Consider the following 20,788-nt stretch of genomic DNA (forward strand, 5'->3'; position numbering starts at 1 on the left):
CGGCTTCTACGGCGGCTTCACCCTCGTCGTTCCGCTGGGAACCCTCCTCGGCCTCGCCCCAGGCTGAAGCCCGGCCGCATTCGGGGCCGCGGGCGAACCGCGGCCCTCCCAACCATCAGTTCAGCGTGGAGGAACATGCCATGATGCACGGCGACATCTCATCGAGCCAGGATAGCGTCGGCGTAGCCGTCGTGAACTACAAGATGCCCCGCCTGCACACGAAGGCCGAGGTACTTGAGAACGCCAAGAAGATCGGCGACATGATCATCGGGATGAAGGCGGGTCTGCCCGGCCTCGATCTCGTGATTTTTCCGGAGTATTCGACCCACGGCATCATGTACGATGCGGGCGAGATGTACGAAACCGCGTCCAGCATCCCGGGCGCGGAAACGGACATCTTCGCCGATGCCTGCCGGAAGGCGAAGGTCTGGGGCGTATTCTCGCTCACCGGCGAGCGGCACGAGGAGCACCCGCACAAGGCTCCCTACAACACGCTCATCCTGATGAACGACCAGGGCGAGATCGTCCAGAAATACCGCAAGATCATGCCCTGGACGCCGATCGAGGGCTGGTATCCGGGCGACCGCACCTACGTCTCGGATGGCCCGAAGGGGCTCAAGGTGAGCCTCATCATCTGCGACGACGGCAATTACCCCGAGATCTGGCGCGACTGCGCCATGCGCGGCGCGGAACTCATCATCCGCTGCCAGGGCTACATGTATCCGGCGAAAGAGCAGCAGGTTCTGATCTCGAAGGCGATGGCCTTCGCCAACAACACCTACGTCGCGGTCGCCAACGCGGCCGGGTTCGACGGCGTCTACAGCTATTTCGGCCACTCGGCGATCATCGGCTTCGACGGCCGCACGCTCGGCGAGTGCGGCGAGGAGGAGATGGGCATCCAGTACGCGGCGCTCTCGAAGTTCCTGATCCGCGACTTCCGCGCCCACGGCCAGTCGGAGAACCACCTCTTCAAGCTGCTCCACCGCGGCTATACCGGCATGATCAACTCGAAGGAGAACCGGCACGGGATGTCGGAATGCCCCTACGACTTCTACCGCCGCTGGATCGAGGACCCCGACGCCACCCGCGACGCCGTGCGCGCCATCACCCGCTCCAGCGTCGGCACCGAGGAATGCCCGATCGAGGGCATCCCCTTCGTCGGCAAGGGGGAGGGGCCGCCCGACCCGCGCTGAGGCGCGAAAGCGCCCTCTCACCCACACCCTCATCCTGAGGTGCCGCATCAGCGGCCTCGAAGGAGGGCTCCAGACGTCTCAGCGATCCCTGGAGCCCTCCTACGAGGCTCAGCCTTCGGCTGAGTACCTCAGGATGAGGGGGAGGGGTGGGAGACGACGTTGTTGCCCGGCGGGCGCATCCACGCCAGGAAGGGCCGAACGCCCGCCGCGAGAGTCCGACCATCCACGCCGTCCCATCCCCTCCCGCCCCCCCATCGCGGCAGCGCTCGCGCGGCCAGGTCGATCTCCATGTCGGCCCGGCCACGGCCAACGGGCCGACGCGGCTGAAGGATCTTGCGGAATCCGGCCCCTCGCGGCTGCGCTTCCCCCGGGAGGCCGGGACGATGGAGGGTATCCTCGTCAACAACGCGGGCGGCATCGCCTGCGGCGACGCCTTTTCGGTATCCGCCCGGCTCGATCCGGGCGCCGCGCTCGTCCTGACCACGGTGGCGGCGGAGAAGGTCTACCGTTCCGACGGCCCGGTGAGCCATGTGCACAACCGCCTCGACCTCGGGGCCGGCGCTAGCCTCGCCTGGCTGCCCCAGGAGACGATCCTGTTCGACCGGGCGCGCCTGCGCCGGCGCTTCGAGGCGGATCTGGCCGAGGATGCCGGCCTCCTCGTCGCCGAGATCGTCGCCTTCGGCCGCGTCGCCCGGGGCGAGACGCTGCAGGAGGCCTTGTTCGAGGATGTCTGGCGGGTGCGCCGGGGCGGACGCCTCGTCTACGCCGACACCGTGCGGCTCGAAGGCCGGGTCTCGGACCTGCTCGCCCGCTCCGCCATCGGCGGCGGCGCGCGGGCGATGGGCACGATCCTCGATCTCTCGCCCGGCGCCGAGGGCCGGATCGAGGAGGCCCGCGCCTGCCTCGAGGCGGCGAATCCCGGCGTCACCGAGGCCGCGGCGAGTGCCTGGAACGGGCATCTCGCCCTGCGTTTCCTCGGCCCGGAAGTCGGCGCCCTGCGCGGGCTGGCCGCGCGCTTCCTGACCGCCTATCGCGGGGTGCCGATGCCCCGCGTGTGGCAGACCTGATACGGTGGCGCTCTCGCACGCCCCGTGCATGATCCGCGCGAGACCGTATCCAGACGACTTCGGAGAGCGCCCGTGCTCCTGACCCCCCGCGAGAAAGACAAGCTCCTCGTCGCCATGGCGGCGCAGGTCGCGCGCAACCGGCTGGCCCGGGGCGTCAAGCTCAACCACCCGGAGGCGGTGGCGCTCATCACCGATTTCGTGGTCGAGGGCGCCCGCGACGGCCGCTCCGTCGCCGAGCTGATGCAGGCCGGTGCCCATGTCCTCACCGCCGATCAGGTGATGCCGGGCATCGCCGAGATGATCCACGACATCCAGGTCGAGGCGACGTTTCCCGACGGCACAAAGCTCGTCACCGTCCATCATCCGATCCGCGGCGCCCCCTCCGACGACGTGCCCGGCACGGTGACGACGCTGGCCGGCGAGATCGCGCTCAATGCGGGCGCCGCGCGCACCGTGGTCTCGGTCGCCAATACCGGCGACCGGCCGATCCAGGTCGGCTCGCATTACCATTTCTACGAGGTCAATCCCGGTCTCGTCTTCGACCGGGAGAAGGCCCGCGGCCAGCGCCTCGACATCGCGCCGGGCACGGCCGTGCGGTTCGAGCCGGGCTCGACCCGGGAGGTGACCCTGGTGCCGCTCTCCGGCACCCGCACCGTCTACGGCTTCCGCGGCGAGGTGATGGGCCGGCTGTGACACCGGCCCACACGCTCCGCCGCGTCAGGGGAGGGCGCGCCCTACGGCTCGATCTCCGGCAGGATGAGGTCCTCCACGCTCCAGGCCATGCCGAACAGGTCGCGCACGGCCTCGACCCGGCCCTCGCTGCCTGCCGCGTAGATCAGCATCGCGCCGATCGCGCCCCGCGGGTCGCGTCCGTCATAGGCGTCGAACGCGGCCTTGGTCAGGCGCTTGTCGAAGCGCCGGAAGGCGAGGGCGGCGTAGTCCTTGCGGGGCAGGCCGCAATGCTCGGCCGCGAAGGCGCGGATCGCGGCTTCATGCGCCGCGGCGCTTGCTTCGACGGTCGCCTGATAGGCCAGGAGCCGCGTCGACACCGCCTCGGGCAGGATCGGCACGACGTCGTCGACGGCGCCGGCCGCGACCCAGGCCAGCACGGTCTTCTCCTGGCGCACGCCCGAGAGCGTGCGGTGGCGCAGCACGTAGCCGTCGGTCTTGAGCTTGAGGCGGTGCCCGTCCTCGAAGGCCAGCACGTAGCCCTCGATGCCGGCCTCGCATCGCGCGCGAGCGACGAAGTCGGCGGCATCCGCGAGCGGGCCTGCGGCGCGCACCACGGCGACGCCGAAGCGCGCGCCGAGCCGCACGAGTTCGGCCTGTGGCAGATAGGCGCCGCTCACCATGTCCCGCGCCGCGAGCAGGGTGAGCGCCGGCCGCTCATAGGCGACGACGATCCGGTTGTCGGGCGAGGTGAACTCGAAGATCGGCGTGAGGCCGCCCGCGAGCAGATGATGGGCCAGATCGAGGACACCCGCCCCGGCCTGCCGCTGCGCCGTCGCGGCCTGCGCCGTGGCGCCCATCCGGGTCATGAACACCATCGCGCCCTCGAGAAGGACCGGATGCACCATCGATCCGTCGAGCTTATCGAGCACGTGATGGGGCGCCGACCAGTCGATCTGCTCGATCCTCTGGCGCTCGCCGAGATTGAAGAATTTGTGGAACGGTCGTCCGATGAGCCGTCCATCGCGGTCGAATTTCAGGCCGCGGCACTCCAGAGCCATGGCGGAGCTGAAGGTTTCAGGGCCGGCAAAGACGTAATCGATCACCGTGTGGTCGGGGCGACGCGAGACGACGAAACCCTGATCGAACGAAATGTGCGGCGTGACTTGGTCGAGATGCTCGATTCGAGGAAAGATCATGTCCGTATCGCTCCCCAATCACGACGACGCGCGGAATTGACGCTCATGCCCATGAAATACGGGCGGCAAAGTCGGGTCGTTGCAATGTTGAATTTAGGCATGACAATCTCCTTGGCCGACAGATCTGTCGGTGATCGGACTATCATCCGGACCGGGCATGAAGGACAAGCGATCCTTCACTGTGATCGGCCACAAAGGGATCGGTCGTGAGTTATTTCCCGAGCTGGCGTCTTAGGACCTTCGGCGAGGTCGCGCCCGACGAGCGGTTGCCCACGGGGCAGACGGTGGTGCTCGGGCTCCAGCACGTCGTCGCCATGTTCGGCTCGACCGCGCTCGCGCCGATCCTCATGGGGTTCGACCCGAACACCGCGATCCTGTTCTCCGGCATCGGCACGCTGCTCTTCTTCGGGCTGACGGGCGGGCGGCTGCCGTCCTATCTCGGCTCCAGCTTCGCCTTCATCGCCGTGGTGATCGCCGCCACCGGCTATGCCGGCAGCAGTCCCAACCCGAATATTGGCGTGGCGCTCGGCGGCATCGTCGCCTGCGGCGCGCTCTACGCGGCGATCGGGCTCGCCGTGCACCTGTCGGGCACCGCCTGGATCGAGCGGCTGATGCCCCCCGTCGTCACGGGCGCCATCGTCGCGGCGATCGGGCTCAACCTCGCCCCCGTCGCCGTGAAGAGCCTCTCGGGTACCGGCGTCGACACTGCGATGGGGCTGGTGACGGCGCTGCTGGTCGGGCTCGTGGCGGTGCGCGGGCGCGGGATGGCGCGGCGCCTGCCGATCCTGATCGGCGCGGCCATCGCCTACGGGCTCTATCTCGGGCTCGCCAACGGTCTGGGCCTCGCCAAGCCCATCGACTTCGCCCGGCTCGGCGAGGCCGCCTGGTTCGGCCTGCCGACCTTCGCCGCGCCGGTCTTCTCGGGACCCGCCATGGTGCTGATCGCGCCGGTCGCCCTCATCCTGGTCGCGGAGAATCTCGGCCATATCAAGGGGATCGCGGCGATGACCGGGCGCGACTACGATCCCCTGATCGGCCGCGGCTTCCTCGCCGACGGGCTCGCCACCATCCTGTCGGGACTGGGCGGCGGCACCGGCGTGACGACCTATGCCGAGAATATGGGCGTGATGGCGGTCACGCGGATCTACTCGACGCTCGTCTTCGTCGCGGCGGCGGGGTTTGCCATCCTGCTCGGCTTCTCGCCGAAATTCGGCGCCCTGGTGCTGACGCTTCCCGTGCCGGTCGTCGGCGGGCTGGCGCTCGTGGTGTTCGGTCTGATCGCCGCCACCGGCGGGCGCATCTGGGTGCAGGACCGGACCGATTTCGCCGAGGCCCGCAACCTCGTCACCGCGGCGGTCGCCCTGATCGCGGGCGCGGGCGACCTGACGATCCGCCTCGGCGATTTCGCCCTCGGCGGCATCGGCACCGCCACCTTCGGGGCGATCCTCGTCTATCACCTGCTCGGGGCCGGGCCCCGCCAGGACCACGAACGGGGGTCTCGCGCCGACCGGTCGCCGCCGGGCGAGATGACTCCCGCCTCCGTCTCGGATAGGCGGGCGGCGTTGCGCGCCGATGCGATGGGCAAGCCGTGACCCTGATCGAGACCAAGGCGGACGAGGACGCGGCCCAGGACGCAGGTCAGGGGCCGCTTTCGGCGGGCAAGGGCAAGCGCGGCATCTGCGCCATCAGCGGCGTCGCGATGAACCGGCGCAATCTCGTGCCGGTCGCGACCCTGAGGCCGGCCCTCGCCGTCCATATCCGCGCCGACTTCCCCGGCCTGGGCGACGACGCGCTGATCGGCGTCAACGAACTCGCGCGATACCGCACCCGCTTCGTCGCCGAGCTCCTGGCGGAGGAGCACGGCGAGTATTCCGACCTCGACCGGCAGGTGGCCGAGAGCATCGCCGCCCAGGACACCATCGCCGAGAACGTCGAGGAGGATTACGACGAGCATCGCAGCTTCGGCGAGCGGGTCTCGGACGGACTCGCGGCCTTCGGCGGCTCCTGGGCCTTCCTGATCAGCTTCGCCGTGGTCCTGTTCGCCTGGATGCTGGCGAACGTCGCCATCGGCGAGGCGAAGGCGTTCGATCCCTACCCGTTCATCCTGCTCAACCTCGTCCTGTCCTGCCTCGCGGCGATCCAGGCCCCGATCATCATGATGAGCCAGAGCCGGCAGGACAAGAAGGACCGCCTGCGCTCGAACAACGACTACCGGGTCAACCTGAAGGCCGAGCTGGAAATCCGGCATCTGCACGAGAAGATGGACCACCTCGTCACCAAGCAGTGGCAGCGTCTGGCCGAGATCCAGCAGATCCAGCTCGAGATGCTTCAGGAGATGCGCGCCCGCGTCGCCCGCAAGCCCACCGTCAAGGTGAAGAAGGTGGTGCGCCGCAAGCGTCCGAAATCCGCCCGCGCGGGCGCCGCGCCCGCGACGACCGAACCGGAGGAGGCCGGCATCCCGCCCGACACGCCCCGCGCCCCGGACTGAGCGGAAGCCCGCTTCCGTCGCCCGCGGCACCGTCCCTGCTTGCCCGATCCCGCCCAGTCCCGACGCGAGTCCTGCCCATGTCCGCCCGCCTCCCCCGAAGCGCCTACGCCGCGATGTTCGGGCCCACCACCGGCGACCGCATCCGCCTCGCCGATACGAGCCTGGAGATCGAGGTCGAGCGCGACCTCACCACCTACGGCGAGGAGGTGAAGTTCGGCGGCGGCAAGGTGATCCGCGACGGCATGGGCCAGAGCCAGGTGACGAACGCCGCGGGCGCCGTCGACACCGTCATCACCAACGCGGTCGTGCTCGACCATTGGGGCATCGTGAAATGCGATGTCGGCCTGAAGGGCGGGCGCATCCTGCGCCTCGGCAAGGCCGGCAATCCAGACATCCAGCCGGGCGTCGACATCGTGATCGGCCCCGGCACGGAAGTGATCGCGGGCGAGGGCAAGATCCTGACGGCGGGCGGCTTCGACAGCCATATCCACTACATCTGCCCGCAGCAGATCGAGGAGGCGCTCTGCTCCGGCGTCACGACGATGCTCGGCGGCGGCACCGGGCCGGCCCACGGCACGCTGGCTACCACCTGCACGCCGGGCCCGTGGCACATCGCCCGGATGATCGAGGCCGCCGACGCCTTCCCGATGAACCTCGCCTTCGCCGGCAAGGGCAACGCCTCCCGCCCCGATGCGCTGGAGGAGATGGTGCGGGCGGGCGCCTGCGCGCTCAAGCTCCACGAGGATTGGGGCACCACGCCCCAGGCCATCGACACCTGCCTCACGGTGGCGGATGCCCACGACGTGCAGGTGATGATCCACTCCGACACCCTCAACGAGGGCGGCTTCGTCGAGGACACCATCGCGGCCTTCAAGGGCCGCACCATCCATGCCTTCCACACGGAAGGGGCGGGGGGCGGCCACGCCCCGGACATCATGAAGGTGGCGGGCCTGCCGAACGTGCTCCCGTCCTCGACGAATCCGACGCGCCCCTACACCAAGAACACCATCGACGAGCATCTCGACATGCTGATGGTGTGCCATCACCTCGATCCGTCGATCCCCGAGGATCTCGCCTTCGCCGAGAGCCGCATCCGCCGCGAGACCATCGCGGCGGAGGATATCCTGCACGACATCGGCGCGCTCTCGATGATGTCCTCCGACAGTCAGGCGATGGGCCGGGTCGGCGAGGTCGTGATCCGCACGTGGCAGACCGCTGACAAGATGAAGCGCCAGCGCGGGAGCCTGCCCGGCGACGCATCCGGCAACGACAACCTGCGCGCCCGCCGCTACGTGGCGAAATACACGATCAACCCGGCCATCGCCCACGGCGTCTCGCGCCATATCGGCTCGGTGGAGCCCGGAAAACTCGCCGACCTCGTCCTGTGGACGCCCGCCTTCTTCGGCGTGAAGCCCGATCTCGTGCTGAAGGGCGGCATGATCGCCACCGCCCCGATGGGCGACCCCAACGCCTCGATCCCGACGCCCCAGCCGGTGCATTACCGCCCGATGTTCGGCGCCTACGGCCGGGCACCGTTCGCCACGGCACTCACCTTCGTGTCGAGGGCCGCGATCGAGGACGGACTCGCCGCCCGGCTCAGGATCGGCAAGGAGCTGGTCGCCATCGAGAACGTGCGGGGCGGCATCTCGAAGAAGAGCATGATCCTCAACGACGCCACTCCGACCATCGAGATCGACCCCGAGACCTACGACGTGCGCGCCGACGGCGAATTGCTGGTCTGCGAGCCGGCCGAGGTGGTGCCGATGGCCCAGCGCTACTTTTTGTTTTGAAGAGCGGCGCGCCGTGTCCCGGCTCTCACCACTTAAACCTCTCCATCCTGAGGTGCCGCGTGAGCCGCCTCGAAGGAGGACTCCAGCGGATCGCGCGATCCCTGGAGCCCTCCTTCGAGGCTTCGCTTCGCTCCGCACCTCGGGATGAAGGCGCGTGGGGACCGAGGGTCGGCGACTCGGCTGTCGCATCGACCGCAGCCTGCGATAGGATGGCGACGGGATGACCCGGAGGCCCGCGATGACGAAGGCCGCGCTGAAGCCGCCACCGGCGGCCGATCTGTACGACACGGATTTCTATGCCTGGACCCAGGCGCAGGCCGAATTGCTGCGCCAAGGCCGCTTCGACGCGCTCGACCTCGGCCATTTGATCGAGGAGGTGGCGAGCGTGGGGGCGAGCGAGAAGCGCGAGATCAAGAATCGTCTTGCGGTGCTGATCGGGCATCTCCTGAAATGGATGGTCCAGCCGGGCGCCCGGTCGAGCAGTTGGACCGGCACGATCACCGAGCAGCGGCTGCAGGTACACGACGTCTTGGAGATGAGCCCGAGCCTGCGGCGCTATCCGGCGGAGGTGTTCGCGCGGGCCTACCACTCGGGCCGCGTGCTCGCCGCCAAGGACACCGGCTTCGATTTTGCCCTGTTTCCCGAGCAGCCACCCTTCACCGTCGAGCAAGCACTCAATCTGGACTTCCTGCCCGCCGAGCCCGGTCGCCTCACCCCATGATCCGCGCCACTCGCGTCATCCGCCGCGACGCCCTCGCGAGCGGCGAGATCGTCGATCGCGTCGTGCTCGATCACGGCGAGCGGCATCGCCGCCGCATCGCCATGCGCGGGGTCGGCGGCACCGCCTTCCTGCTCGATCTGGCCCAGGCGACCGTCCTGGACGACGGGGACGCGCTCGTCCTCGACGATGGCCGCCTCGTCTGGGTCGAGGCGGCCCCCGAGAAGCTGCTGGAAGTCCGGGCGCCCTCCGACCATGCCCTCAAGCGCCTGATCTGGCATATCGGCAACCGGCATATCCCCGCCGAGATCGGCGCCGAGGCGGTCTGGATCGCCCAGGACCACGTGCTGGCCGAGATGGTGCGGGGATTGGGCGGCAGCGCCGAACCGGTCGAGCGCCCGTTCCGGCCCGAGGGCGGCGCCTATCAGGGCGGCCACGGTCATCCGCACGATCACGGGCACGGTCATCCCCACGATCACGCGCATCCGCCGCACCGGCATGATTGAGGCGCTGCGATTGATGGCGTGGCTGTCGCCCGCCTATCCGGTGGGCGGCTTCGCCTATTCCCACGGCCTCGAATGGGCGGTGGAGACCGGCGACGTCGCCGACGAGGCGAGCTTCTCGGACTGGCTCGGCGCCGTGCTGGAGCGGGGCTCCGGGCGCAACGACCTGATCCTGGCGGCGCACGCGCATCGCGCCGCAGGCAACGGCGCCGCCCTCGGCGCCATCAACGATCTCGCCTTGGCGATGGCGCCCTCGCGCGAGCTTCACTTGGAGACCAGCCAGCAGGGCCGCAGCTTCCTCGACGCGACGCTCGCGGCCTGGCCCTGCCCGGCCCTCGATGCCGTCGCGACAGCCCTGCCCGGGCCGGTGGCGCTGCCGGTGGCCGTCGGCGCGGCCTCGGGCGCCCACGGCATGGGGCGCGGGGCGATGCTCGCCGCCTACGGCCTCGCCTTCGTCCAGGCCATCGTCTCGGCGGGCCTGCGCGTCGCGCCGATCGGGCAGGGGGCCGGCACCCGCATCGTCGCCTCCCTCGCTCCCCGGGTGGCGGCGCTCGCCGAGGCGGTCGAGCCGCTCGGCCTCGACGCGCTGGGCTCGGCCACGCTCAGGGTCGATCTCGGCTCGTTCCGGCACGAGACCCAGTATTCGAGGATCTTCCGATCATGAGGACGCCATGGCATCTGTGAACGGTCCGCTCCGCGTCGGCATCGGCGGCCCCGTCGGCTCCGGCAAGACGGCGCTGATGGAGCAATTGTGCAAGCGGCTGCGCGACACCTACGACATCTGCGCCATCACCAACGACATCTACACCAAGGAGGATGCCCGCCTCCTGACCGTGGCCGGGGCCCTGCCCGAGGAGCGGATCATGGGCGTCGAGACGGGGGGATGCCCCCACACGGCGATCCGCGAGGATGCCTCGATCAACCTCGCGGCGGTGGCCGAGATGCGCCGCCGCTTCCCCGCCCTCGACGTGGTGCTGATCGAGTCCGGCGGCGACAATCTCGCCGCGACCTTCTCGCCGGAACTCGCCGACATCACCCTCTACGTCATCGACGTGGCGGGCGGCGAGAAGATCCCGCGCAAGGGCGGGCCCGGCATCACCCGCTCGGACCTCCTCGTCGTCAACAAGACCGATCTCGCCCCCCTGGTCGGCGCGGATCTTGCCGTGATGGAGTCCGATACCCGCCGCATGCGGGGAGAGCGGCCCTACGTGTTCTCGTCCCTGCGCGAGGGGCACGGGGCCGACGCCATCGCCCGCTTCGTCATCGAAGCAGGGGGGCTCGCCCAATGACGTCTGACATCGTGACGCTGTCCACGATGCATTTCCGGAGGACCCGTATGATCTCTCGTTCGATGGCGCTCGCGACGGCGCTCCTGCTGGTGCCCGGCGCGGCCCTCGCCCATCCGGGCCACGGCGAGGCGGCGGGCTTGGCCGCAGGCTTCGCCCACCCGATCCACGGCACCGACCACATCCTCGCGATGGTCGCGGTGGGGATCATCGCCGGCCTCGTCGGCGGGCGGGCGCTCTGGCTGCTGCCGGCTTCCTTCCTCGGCATGATGACGATCGGCGCAGCCCTCGCCATGGCCGGCCTGGATCTGCCCTTCGTCGAGCCGGCCATCCTCGCATCGGTTGCCGCCTTCGCCGTGATGGCGGCCTGCGCCCGCCTGATCCCACTGGCCGCTCTGGCCGGCCTCGTCGGTGCCTTCGCGGTGTTCCACGGCGCGGCGCACGGGGCCGAGATGCCCGAGACCGCCTCGGGCCTCTCCTACGGGCTCGGCTTCCTCGCCGCGACCGTCGGCCTCCACGCGGCGGGCCTCGTTGCCGGCCTCATGCTGACGCGGTGGCTGCCGCGATCCGGTGGTGCCCTGCGCCAGGGTGCGTGACGACCGGACGACGCGCCGCCGCCCTGCGGCGAGCCAAGGGGCGGCGGGCGCATCGGCCCGAACGGGGGACCCGGCTTCCGGGGACAGCCGCTGCGGCGCATGGGCCGACCGAACCGTCCCGGATCCGGTCGCCGCGTGGGGCCGCGATCGGGCCGCCATCTCGGGTCGGCCGGGTGTCGCCGTTCGGGCACGGGCGTATTGATTCGCCCTTCGCCCCCGGACCGCGCGTTGACGGCGGAGGCGGCCGCCGTGCTAACCGTGGTGGCGACGGTTCCCCTCGGGGATCAAAAGGGAACGCGGTGAGGGCCTTCGGCCCGAGGCCGTGGCTGCCCCCGCAACTGTGAGCGGCGAGCCTTCCGCCACCATGTCACTGGATGGGCCTCATCCGGGAAGACGGTGAGAGGGCAGCGACCCGCGAGCCAGGAGACCTGCCGTCAGTCGTGGTCACACGCGAGGCGTGTCGGGCGGGGTGCACCGATGGGTTGCCGGGGACGGCACCGATCCTGCTTTAGGGTCGGGCAAGTCCGCGGCCTCGTTCGCGGTGACGTGCCACTGCCGTTGCCCGAGGCTGTTTCGCCCGTGTCCCCTGCTCATCCCTCGACGGTCCTCCGTCTGGCGGCGCTCGCCGCCGCGCTCGCCGCTCCCCCGCTTCCCGCCACGGCCCAGGAGTCGGTCACCCTGGAGGAACTCTCCGTCGGGGGCGAAGCTCCGCGGCCACCCGCCGCCTTCTCGGCCAGCGCCGGCGCTGTCGGCGGTGTGACCGGCATCGGCGGCGCACTTCAGCCGGTGGCATCGGCGAGCGGCGGGATCGTCTCCGGTGCGCAGATCAATGCGAGGCCCGTCACCCGTCCCGGCGAGGTGCTGGAAGCGGTGCCGGGGCTGATCGTCACCCAGCATTCGGGGGAGGGGAAGGCCAACCAGTTCTTCCTGCGCGGGTTCAACCTCGACCACGGCACCGACATCGCGCTCTTCGTCGACGGCATGCCGGTCAACATGCGCACCCATGCCCACGGCCAGGGCTATGCCGACCTCAACTTCCTGATCCCCGAACTCGTCGGCGCGGTGGAGTTCCACAAGGGCCCCTACTTCGTGCGCGACGGCGACTTCGCCTCCGCCGGCTCGGTGCGGATCGATTACCTCGACGCGGTCGCGAAGAACGTGGCGCTGACCTCGATCGGATCGTTCGGCTACAAGCGCGCGCTCACCATCGCCTCCGCCCCCCTCGGCGCGGGCACGCTGCTCGTGGCGGGTGAGGCGCAGACCTATGACGGCCCCTGGGACGTGCCGGATCGCCTGAAGAAGCTCAACGGCGTCGTCCGCTACAGCCAGGGCACGGCGCTCGACGGCCTCGCCGTCACCGGCATGGCCTATTGGGCGAAGTGGAACGCCACCAACCAGATCCCGGAGCGTGCGGTCGCCGAGGGAATCATCGGCCGCTTCGGCACCCTCGACCCGTCCGACGGCGGCGATACCGGCCGCTTCTCCCTCTCGGGCCGCTGGAGCCACACGGGCGAGGCCGGGCTCAGCCGGGCCAATGCCTATCTCATCCGCTACCGGATGAATCTCTGGAACAACTTCACCTACTTCCTCAACGATCCCGTCAACGGCGACCAGTTCCGCCAACTCGACGACCGGGTGCTGGGCGGGGCCGAGGCCAGCCACGTCTTCTCCGGGGACCTGTTCGGACGGCCGATGGAGAACGAGATCGGCGTCCAGACCCGCACCGACGCGATGCGGGTCGGCCTGTTCAACACCGTGAACCGGCAGTTCCGCTCGAGCGTGCGCGACGACCGCGTGCTGGAGACGAGCGCGGCCTTCTACGCCGAGAACCGGGTGCGCTGGACGGATTGGCTGCGCACCAGCGTCGGCTTCCGCGCCGACGGCTACTGGGCCGATGTCCGCTCCGAACTGCCCGCCAATTCCGGCCAAGCCCGCGACGCCATCGTGACGCCGAAGCTCGGCCTCGTGCTCGGGCCCTGGGCCGAGACCGAACTCTACCTGAATTACGGCGGCGGCTTCCACTCGAACGACGTGCGCGGCGTCACCGCGACCGTGGATCCGTCGAGCCCGCTCTTCGACGTGGCGCGCTCCCCCTTCCTCGTTCCCTCGACCGGCTACGAGATCGGCCTGCGCAACCGCTCCATCAGGGGCCTGGAGACCGCCCTGGCGCTGTTCCGCCTCGACTTCGCCTCGGAGAACCTCTTCGTCGGCGATGCCGGCACCACCGAGCCGAGCCGCTCGACCCGCCGCTTCGGCCTCGAATGGACCAACCGCTACGCCCTCACGCCCTGGCTCCAGCTGGAGGGCGACCTGACGGTGACGAATGCCCGCTTCGCCGATCGCGATCCGGCGGGCGGACGCGTTCCCGACGCGCCGACCACCATCGCCTCGGCCGGCATCGCCTTCGGCGACGGGGCCGGCTGGTTCGGATCCCTGCGCTTCCGCTATTTCGGTCCGCGCCCCCTCATCGAAGACAATTCGGTGCGCTCGCGGGCGACCGCCCTGCTCAACGGCCGGATCGGCTACGCCTTCGAGAACGGCGTCAGCCTCTCCCTCGACGTCCTCAACCTGACGAACGCGAAGGCCGACCAGATCACCTACTACTACGAGTCGCGGGTCGTCCCTCAGGGCGAGGCGCGGGCCGATCGCCACTTCCACCCGGTCGAGCCGACCGCCGTTCGGCTGACGCTCGCGGGCCGGTTCTGACGCGAGGTTCGGCGCATCCTCGGATCGACCCCGCTGACCGACGGTGCGCGCTTCGCAGAAATAGAATGATAATTCTATTTACCCTCCGAAACCGACTAGCTGTCCATCATTTAAGAACTATATGCCCGGACCTCGTCACAGGAGGCCGCCGTGAGGAAGCCGGAGAAGCCAGGCACGAAGGACAGCAAGACGCAGGAGGGCGGGGCGCTCGGCAATATCGACGAGCAGACGGGCGATCCCGGCAAGGGCACGTCGGGGGCGACGATGCGGCCGGAGGACAATCCCGACCCGTCGAAGGACCCGAAGCCCGAGACGCCCGGCGACGCGGACAAGCCCGGCTAGAGCCTCGGCCCGAAAGGTGGGGACCGGCTTTCGGAAAAGGCCGATGCGGCACAACAGCCGAGTGCATCGGCCCGAAAGGTGGGGACCGGCTCTCGGACTCTGCGGCGCCTATTCCGCCGCCCGGAGGGGCGTCTCGTCGCCCCCGAGCCAGACGGCGAGGTCCGCCCGCGCCCGGTCGGTGAGCGCCCGCTTCTTCAGCGCCGCCTTCTCGGGACCGCGCAGGCGCCGGCCCGTCTCGTTGCGCGGCATGCGATCCAGCGGCGGGAACAGGCCGAAATTCACGTTCATCGGCTGGAACGAGCGCGGCGCGTTGGCCTCCGCCTCGATTCCCGCCTCGATGTGGCCGCCGGTGATATGGGCGATCAGCGCGCCGAGCGCGGTGGTCGGGGGCAGGGGGGCGAGGCTCTCCCCCCGCGTCTCGGCGAGGGCGTAGCGGCCCGCCATCAGCCCGACGGCGGCGCTCTCGACATACCCCTCGCAGCCGGTGATCTGACCGGCGAAGCGCAGGCCGGGCCGGGCACGCAGCCGCAGGGTCGCGTCGAGGAGGCGCGGGGAATCGAGGTAGGTGTTGCGGTGCAGGCCGCCGAGGCGGGCGAACTCGGCGTTCTCCAGCCCCGGGATCGTGCGGAAGATGCGCACCTGCTCGGCATGGCGCAGCTTCGTCTGGAAGCCCACCATGTTGAACAGGGTGCCGAGTGCGTTGTCCTGGCGCAGCTGAACGATGGCGCAGGGCTTCACCGTCGGATCGTGCGGATTGGTGAGCCCGACCGGCTTCATCGGACCGTGGCGCAGGGTCTCGGGGCCGCGCTCGGCCATCACCTCGATCGGCAGGCAGCCGTCGAAATAGGGAGTCGTGGCCTCCCATTCCTTGAACGAGGTTTTTTCGCCCGCGATCAGCGCGGCGATGAAGGCATCGTACTGCGCCCGGTCCATCGGGCAATTGAGGTAATCGGCCCCCGTCCCGCCCGGTCCCGCCTTGTCGTAGCGCGACTGGAACCACGCCTTGCTCATATCGATCGAGTCGCGGTGGATGATCGGGGCGATCGCGTCGAAGAAGGCGAGGGATTCCTTACCGGTCAGCGCGGCCACGGCCTCGGCGAGCGCCGGGGAGGTGAGGGGGCCGGTGGCCAGGATGGTCGAGCCCCATTCCTCGGGGGGAAGGCCGGCGACCTCCTCGCGCACGATCCGGACGTTGGGATGCGCCTCGAGCGCGGCGGTGACCGCCTGCGAGAAGCCGTCGCGGTCGACGGCGAGGGCCCCGCCCGCGGGCACTTGGTGGGCATCGGCCGCGCGCATGATCAGCGAGCCCATGCGCCGCATCTCCTGATGCAGCAGGCCGACGGCGTTGCCGTTGGCGTCGTCCGAGCGGAACGAGTTCGAGCAGACGAGTTCGGCGAGCCCGTCGCTCTGGTGGGCTTCGGTGGCGCGGTGAGGCCGCATCTCGTGCAGCACGACGTGCCCGCCGCCCTGCACAATCTGCCACGCGGCCTCGGAGCCGGCCAAGCCGCCGCCGACGATATGGATCGGATCGGTCATCCCGCCGGGATAGAGCCCCCGGCGCCCGCGATCAATGCGACGCGCGCCACCGGCGGGATTTCGCGACGCGGCGGGAGGATCGCGTGGCCGCGCCGGACGAGGTCCGAGAGCGGGGGCCGCATCAGGCGGCGCGTCCGATCCGCGGCGGGAAATGCTCCATGAAGCGCACGCCGTCCCATAGCTCGGTGGGGGCCGTACCCGATCGCTGCCGCGCCACCGCCACCGCTTCGGTGTCGCTGGCCGCCGCGATCGGCTCGTTCACGAGCACGCGACCGCTCGGGCTCAGGACCAGCACGCGATAGGCGGCGGGCAGTTCCGGGCAGATCGGCGGTCCGACGAAGAGGGGCAAGACCCGTCTCCCTGTCCGTTCGGGCGGGAGCACGACGGTCTCTCAGCCGCCGGCGCCCAGGATCCCCCTGCCGACGATGACCCGAGATTAAATCCCGAAGACCCGAATGCAAGCGTGGGTGGGCGCAGGGCCATCCCTACGGATGGGCACGAACCCGCTCAGTGGAGCTTCGGCCCCACCAGAAACCGCTCGCGATCGACCGAGGTCAGCGAGAGGCGCAGCGAGCGGCCGTCGCGGTTGATCGTCAGCGGCACGCGCACCCCCGCCTCGCCCAGCGCCCAGACCTGCCGGAAGAAGCCGGCCAGATCCGCCACCGGCTCGCCGGCCACCTCCGCCAGCAGGTCGCCGGGGCGCAGATCGGCGGCCTCCGCCGGGCCCTTGTCGGTCAGGCCCATCACCACGACGCCGTCCTCCGACTCGGTGGCGTAGAGGCCGAGCCAGGGCCGGGGCGGACGGTCGGCCCGGCCGCGCGTCTCCAGGTCGGCGAGGATCGGCGGCAGCAGCTCGATCGGCACGACCATGTTGATCGCCCGCGCGCCCGCGCTGCCGCCCTGCTGCAGCTGGAGCGAGCCGATGCCGATCAATTCGCCCTCCGGCCCGATCAGGGCGGTGCCGCCCCAATGCGGATGGGCCGGCGCCGTGAACAGGGCCTCGTCGAGGACGTATTCCCAGTAGCCCGCGAATTCCTGGCGCCCGACCAACTCGACCGCGAGGCTGTGGCCGCGTCCGCCCGCGCCCGCGATGACCGCCCGGTCGCCGATCCGCAGGGCGCTCGAGCGGCCGAGCCGGAGGGCCGGAAGGCCGAGATCGCCGAGCGCCTGGACGAGGCCGAAGCCGGTCACCGCGTCGTAGCCGACGACATGGGCGGGAACGAAGCGCCCGTCATGGGTGGTCAACCAGACGCTCTCCGCCTCGATCACGAGGTAACCGACGGTGAGCACGAGGCCGTCCTCGCGGATCACCACGCCGTTGCCGGCCCGCTCGGTGCCGAGGGTCTCGGCGGTGAACGCCTCCGCGGGCACGCGCGCCGAGAGCGAGACCACCGAGGCGAGCGTCCGATCGAGATCATAGGCGTAATCGCCGGGCTTCGGCTGCTGGGCGGCCGGGATCCTGAATTCGCCGTGCGCGGCCATGCGATCCCTCTCTCGCGATGTCCCGAAGCCGATCCGCCCCGATTGGCGGGCATCCGGCATCCCGCAGAACATAGGCGGCGAAGACGTCCTCGACAGCCGCCGCCCTCCGACCATCCGACATGCACCGAAAGCTTCGCCCGGGACGATGGCGCCCGCCCCTCGCCTCCGATAGGTTGCCCGCAATGCTCCCGCCAGACGGACGCCCCGTGCCCGCCCGCATGCTCCATCCGACCCGGATGCCCTCCACCGCGCCGATCGAGACGGGAGCGAACCGTGACGTCGCATGAGGGGGCCGATGACGGCGCCGACGCGTTGCTGGCAAACCTGCTGGCGCGGATCGCCGGCGGGGACGAGGCGGCGCTGCGGGCGCTCTACGATCAGACCGCCGCGAAACTTCTCGGGGTCATCCTCCGTATCCAGCGCGATCGGAGCTTGGCCGAGGACGTGCTTCAGGATGTCTATCTGCGGATCTGGCACGCCGCCGGATCCTACGTCCCCACGGCGGGAGCACCGCTTTCCTGGCTGTGCGCCATCGCGCGCAACCGGGCCATCGACGGCGTTCGTCGCCGAAGCGAGGTCACGATGCCGTCGGGGGAATCCGGTGAGGCGTATTGGGAACGGTTGACCGCACCGGGCGGCGGCGAGGACGCGATCCTCGACCGCGACGCCCTGGTCGCCTGCCTGTCGCGCCTCGATCCGACCCAGCGCGACTGCGTGGTGCTGGCCTATTGCGAGGGCTGGTCGAGGGAGGAGCTCGCCGCGCGCTATGATCGACCGGTCAACACCGTGAAGACTTGGCTGCACCGCACGCTGGCGTCCCTGAAATCCTGCCTGGAGACGATCGCATGAGCGGCGGTCGGCCGGTCGGAGACGGCGCGGGCGGGGAGCGCGACCTGCGCGCCGCCGAGTACGTGCTCGGCACCCTCGACGCGCGCGAGCGGGCGGCGTTCGAACTGGAGCGGACGGTCGATCCGGCGACGGAGGCGGCCCTGCGCGCCTGGGAGCGGCGGCTCGGCCCCCTGACGCGGGCGGTGCCCGCGATTCGGCCCAGCCCCGAAATCTGGGCCCGGATCGCCGCGGCTTTGCCGTCGGGCGGCGCGGCGGCGCAAACGGAAGCATTCGCCGGGCGGGGAGACAGGCCGGCGGGCGGGCGCGACGAGATCGCCTCGGGCACGGCAGGAGGGGCCGCCGCCAACGACAATCGCCTGCGCGACCTTGCCCGGCAGGTCCGGTTCTGGCGCCGCGCCGCGGCGGGGGCGGGGAGTGCGGCGGGCCTCGCCGCGGCGGGCCTCGCGCTGGTGCTGACCGGTTGGCCGCAACCTGCAGCGGTTCCGAGCCCGCGCTCCGTGGCGGTGGTGACGAGCGGCGGCGACCTGCCGGCCCTGATCGTCAGCGTCGATAGCGCGAGCGGCACCGTGCAGGTCCGCCCCGTCGCCGCCCAAGCCCCGGCCGGCCGGAGTCTGGAACTCTGGTATATCGGCGCGGGCGCCGCACCGCGGCCGCTGGGCCTCGTCGGCACAGAGCCGGCCCGCCTCGCCCTGCCCCCGGGAACCGGGAGCGGCGCCGGCGCCACCCTCGCGGTTTCGGTGGAGCCGCCGGGCGGCTCGCCCACCGGCCAGCCGACCGGCCAAGTGGTCTATTCGGGCAAGCTGATCCCGGAATAGCTTCGGGCGCTGGATCTATAATTCCAATTTTCGCAGCGACTTGGCGGCCGGAGCGAAGACTCCGGGCGAGGAACTCTGTTCCCTGTGCGGCGAGCATCGACCCGAATGGGGATGGCGGTTTTCGGAAAAAACGATCTCCGGTCCGCATTCGACCAACCGCTTGGATCCGACAACAAAAAACCGTCCGGCCTCGCGGCCGGACGGTTTTGCCCGTGGGGGCTTGGGGACGCCGCGAGCGGCGTCCCCGGTTCGGATCAGTACTTGCGCACCAGCGGAGCCGGGGCGACCGCCACCGGAGCCGGCGGGGAGTAGAGCGGGGCCACGATGCGGAACCAACCCTCGGTCGAGTCGAAGGAGTCCGCGGTACGGGCGACCGTGCGGGCCACGTAGAACTGCGTGGTGAAGGCGCCGAAGTCGTAGCCGACGAGGCCGCCGAGGAGGAAGCGACCACCGCGACCGATCCGGCCGCTGCCGATGTCGCCGACGCGGTTCAGCAGGTTCGGGTCGAGGTTGACCGTGCCGTAGCCGATGGCGCCGATCTCGAACTTGCCGAACTTCTTGGTCGCGGTCAGGTCGAGGTTCATCGCGTCGGAGATGTTGAACGGCCCACGGGTCCCGAAGGTGTTGTTGCCGCTGAACGTCGCCGGAGAATCGTAGAAGTTGTAGGTCAGGTTGGCAGTCGCGTTCCAGCCGTCGCCGGTGTAGCTGCCGGCCACGCCGAAGCGGTAGGTGTTGGAGGCCAGGAACGGCAGGACCGGGTTCACAGCGACGGCGCCGCTGTTGAAGCGAGCCACGCCACGATCGCCGTTCGCCTCGTTGAGGTAGACACCGCCGAGCAAGCTGACGCCGAAGTTGCCGCCGAGGTCGAACGCCCAGATGCCACCGACGAAGGTGCCGACGTTGACGGAGAAGTCACGGATGCCGCCCGGGCCGCTGTTCTTGCCGAACGCGAACACGGTCGGGGGAGCGACGACGAACTCGAGACGGCCGCCGAGCGGAACCCACGGGGTCGCCCAAACCAGGATCGGAATGTTCACGCCGACGTCCAGCGCGCCCTGATCACGACCGCCGTAGGTGAAGGTGTTGATGGCGTACACGCCCTCGGGCAGCGGGGCGCCGACCGCGAGGCCGACCTGCTCGCCGGGGACCGTGGTGGTCTGGGCCTGCGCGACGGTCGTCGTCATTCCGGCCGTGAGCGCAATCGCGCCCGCAGCGAGCCAATTCTTCATCATTTTCTCGTTCCTTCCCAAGGATTTCAGGCGTCCGCCCCGTAGCCCCCGCATCTTCAGACCGTCATTCCGCTCTCTGGAGCAGGTTCAACTGGCCCGATGCCGACGCCCCCTTACGGCCGCACCTCAAGTCTCGACGACGGGAACTATTCTACAGACCGCTCCCGAAAGACAGGGGATTGCCTTCAATCTCAGCAGTTCGGGTCACACCGTTGCGCAAAAGCCGCATTTTCGCTGCAGAGCAACGGAATCCTTAACGATATCTTACCAGTGGGTCCGGTCGCCCAAGACGAGCCGCGCCCCTGAATTACGAAGCGTCC

The 20,788-nt window shown here is 70.0% G+C and carries 20 protein-coding genes and 1 riboswitch; of the genes, 15 read left to right on the forward strand and 5 right to left on the reverse strand.

The features are described from left to right. The first annotated feature begins 140 nt into the window (after positions 1-140). The 3 genes from OWC43_RS15380 to OWC43_RS15390 all read left to right on the forward strand — a co-directional run bounded on the left by OWC43_RS15380 (position 141) and on the right by OWC43_RS15390 (position 2,953). Entirely contained in the window at positions 141-1,193 is a 1,053-nt protein-coding gene (locus OWC43_RS15380) for an aliphatic amidase (protein WP_137831605.1), read from the forward strand. 221 nt (positions 1,194-1,414) lie between these two features. After that, on the forward strand, positions 1,415-2,260 hold the full coding sequence (locus OWC43_RS15385; protein WP_393958569.1) for an urease accessory protein UreD: 846 nt from the start codon (positions 1,415-1,417) through the stop codon (positions 2,258-2,260). Between the two features lie 72 nt (positions 2,261-2,332). Continuing rightward, positions 2,333-2,953: an urease subunit gamma gene (locus tag OWC43_RS15390; RefSeq protein WP_137828362.1), complete on the forward strand. Its 621-nt coding sequence runs from the start codon at positions 2,333-2,335 to the stop codon at positions 2,951-2,953. A gap of 41 nt (positions 2,954-2,994) precedes the next feature. Here the strand turns inward: OWC43_RS15390 and OWC43_RS15395 are convergent, their stop codons facing one another. Further along, positions 2,995-4,128 carry an RNA ligase gene (locus tag OWC43_RS15395; protein ID WP_393957291.1) on the reverse strand — a complete coding sequence of 378 codons (1,134 nt, stop codon included), beginning with the start codon at positions 4,126-4,128 and terminating at the stop codon, positions 2,995-2,997. Between the two features lie 206 nt (positions 4,129-4,334). On the opposite strand from OWC43_RS15395, the gene OWC43_RS15400 reads away from it, so the two are divergent. The 10 genes from OWC43_RS15400 (at position 4,335) to OWC43_RS15445 (ending at position 14,557) form a co-directional block, all read left to right on the forward strand. Beyond that, positions 4,335-5,720, forward strand: coding sequence for a solute carrier family 23 protein (locus OWC43_RS15400; RefSeq protein ID WP_393957292.1), 1,386 nt, complete (start codon positions 4,335-4,337; stop codon positions 5,718-5,720). 83 nt (positions 5,721-5,803) lie between these two features. Continuing rightward, positions 5,804-6,616 (forward strand): DUF1003 domain-containing protein, encoded by an 813-nt coding sequence (locus OWC43_RS15405; RefSeq protein ID WP_393958570.1) that lies wholly within the window; start codon positions 5,804-5,806, stop codon positions 6,614-6,616. A gap of 77 nt (positions 6,617-6,693) precedes the next feature. Then, positions 6,694-8,406 carry an urease subunit alpha gene (ureC, locus tag OWC43_RS15410; RefSeq protein WP_393957293.1) on the forward strand — a complete coding sequence of 571 codons (1,713 nt, stop codon included), beginning with the start codon at positions 6,694-6,696 and terminating at the stop codon, positions 8,404-8,406. A 238-nt stretch (positions 8,407-8,644) separates the two neighbouring features. Continuing rightward, positions 8,645-9,127, forward strand: a complete 483-nt coding sequence (locus OWC43_RS15415) for a DUF29 domain-containing protein (protein ID WP_137828358.1) — start codon at positions 8,645-8,647, stop codon at positions 9,125-9,127. Next, positions 9,124-9,630 carry an urease accessory protein UreE gene (locus OWC43_RS15420; protein ID WP_137828357.1) on the forward strand — a complete coding sequence of 169 codons (507 nt, stop codon included), beginning with the start codon at positions 9,124-9,126 and terminating at the stop codon, positions 9,628-9,630. The genes OWC43_RS15415 and OWC43_RS15420 overlap by 4 nt, the downstream gene beginning before the upstream one ends. Next, positions 9,623-10,291 carry an urease accessory protein UreF gene (locus tag OWC43_RS15425; protein WP_137828356.1) on the forward strand — a complete coding sequence of 223 codons (669 nt, stop codon included), beginning with the start codon at positions 9,623-9,625 and terminating at the stop codon, positions 10,289-10,291. The genes OWC43_RS15420 and OWC43_RS15425 overlap by 8 nt, the downstream gene beginning before the upstream one ends. A 7-nt stretch (positions 10,292-10,298) precedes the next feature. Further along, the gene (gene ureG / locus OWC43_RS15430) at positions 10,299-10,916 is read left to right on the forward strand and encodes an urease accessory protein UreG (RefSeq protein WP_137828355.1); all 618 of its coding nucleotides are present in this window, start codon (positions 10,299-10,301) and stop codon (positions 10,914-10,916) included. Positions 10,917-10,963: 47 nt separating this feature from the next. Next, positions 10,964-11,509: a HupE/UreJ family protein gene (locus tag OWC43_RS15435; RefSeq protein WP_393957295.1), complete on the forward strand. Its 546-nt coding sequence runs from the start codon at positions 10,964-10,966 to the stop codon at positions 11,507-11,509. A gap of 251 nt (positions 11,510-11,760) precedes the next feature. Further along, a riboswitch (cobalamin riboswitch) is annotated at positions 11,761-11,960 on the forward strand. Positions 11,961-11,986: 26 nt separating this feature from the next. Beyond that, on the forward strand, positions 11,987-14,215 hold the full coding sequence (locus tag OWC43_RS15440) for a TonB-dependent receptor (protein ID WP_393957297.1): 2,229 nt from the start codon (positions 11,987-11,989) through the stop codon (positions 14,213-14,215). 150 nt (positions 14,216-14,365) lie between these two features. Further along, positions 14,366-14,557: a hypothetical protein gene (locus tag OWC43_RS15445; protein WP_137828353.1), complete on the forward strand. Its 192-nt coding sequence runs from the start codon at positions 14,366-14,368 to the stop codon at positions 14,555-14,557. A 108-nt stretch (positions 14,558-14,665) separates the two neighbouring features. Here OWC43_RS15445 and trmFO read toward each other — a convergent pair whose 3' ends face one another. The 3 genes from trmFO to OWC43_RS15460 form a co-directional block, all read right to left on the reverse strand. Continuing rightward, entirely contained in the window at positions 14,666-16,093 is a 1,428-nt protein-coding gene (trmFO, locus tag OWC43_RS15450; RefSeq protein ID WP_393957298.1) for a methylenetetrahydrofolate--tRNA-(uracil(54)-C(5))-methyltransferase (FADH(2)-oxidizing) TrmFO, read from the reverse strand. Positions 16,094-16,214: 121 nt separating this feature from the next. Next, positions 16,215-16,442 (reverse strand): hypothetical protein, encoded by a 228-nt coding sequence (locus tag OWC43_RS15455; protein ID WP_393957299.1) that lies wholly within the window; start codon positions 16,440-16,442, stop codon positions 16,215-16,217. A 158-nt stretch (positions 16,443-16,600) separates the two neighbouring features. Beyond that, positions 16,601-17,575, reverse strand: coding sequence for a S1C family serine protease (locus OWC43_RS15460; RefSeq protein ID WP_137828350.1), 975 nt, complete (start codon positions 17,573-17,575; stop codon positions 16,601-16,603). Positions 17,576-17,848: 273 nt separating this feature from the next. Here OWC43_RS15460 and OWC43_RS15465 point away from each other — a divergent pair, with 273 nt between their 5' ends. Together OWC43_RS15465 and OWC43_RS15470 are read left to right on the forward strand one after the other, a co-directional pair. Then, positions 17,849-18,424 carry a sigma-70 family RNA polymerase sigma factor gene (locus tag OWC43_RS15465; RefSeq protein ID WP_393957300.1) on the forward strand — a complete coding sequence of 192 codons (576 nt, stop codon included), beginning with the start codon at positions 17,849-17,851 and terminating at the stop codon, positions 18,422-18,424. Further along, the gene (locus OWC43_RS15470) at positions 18,421-19,239 is read left to right on the forward strand and encodes an anti-sigma factor domain-containing protein (protein ID WP_393957301.1); all 819 of its coding nucleotides are present in this window, start codon (positions 18,421-18,423) and stop codon (positions 19,237-19,239) included. The genes OWC43_RS15465 and OWC43_RS15470 overlap by 4 nt, the downstream gene beginning before the upstream one ends. Positions 19,240-19,493: 254 nt before the next feature. On the opposite strand, the gene OWC43_RS15475 is transcribed toward OWC43_RS15470, so the two are convergent. Further along, entirely contained in the window at positions 19,494-20,471 is a 978-nt protein-coding gene (locus OWC43_RS15475; RefSeq protein WP_137828348.1) for a transporter, read from the reverse strand. Positions 20,472-20,788: the final 317 nt, after the last annotated feature.

Source organism: Methylorubrum sp. POS3 (genome assembly GCF_043352485.1).
In the GTDB taxonomy this organism is placed as follows: domain Bacteria; phylum Pseudomonadota; class Alphaproteobacteria; order Rhizobiales; family Beijerinckiaceae; genus Methylobacterium; species Methylobacterium suomiense.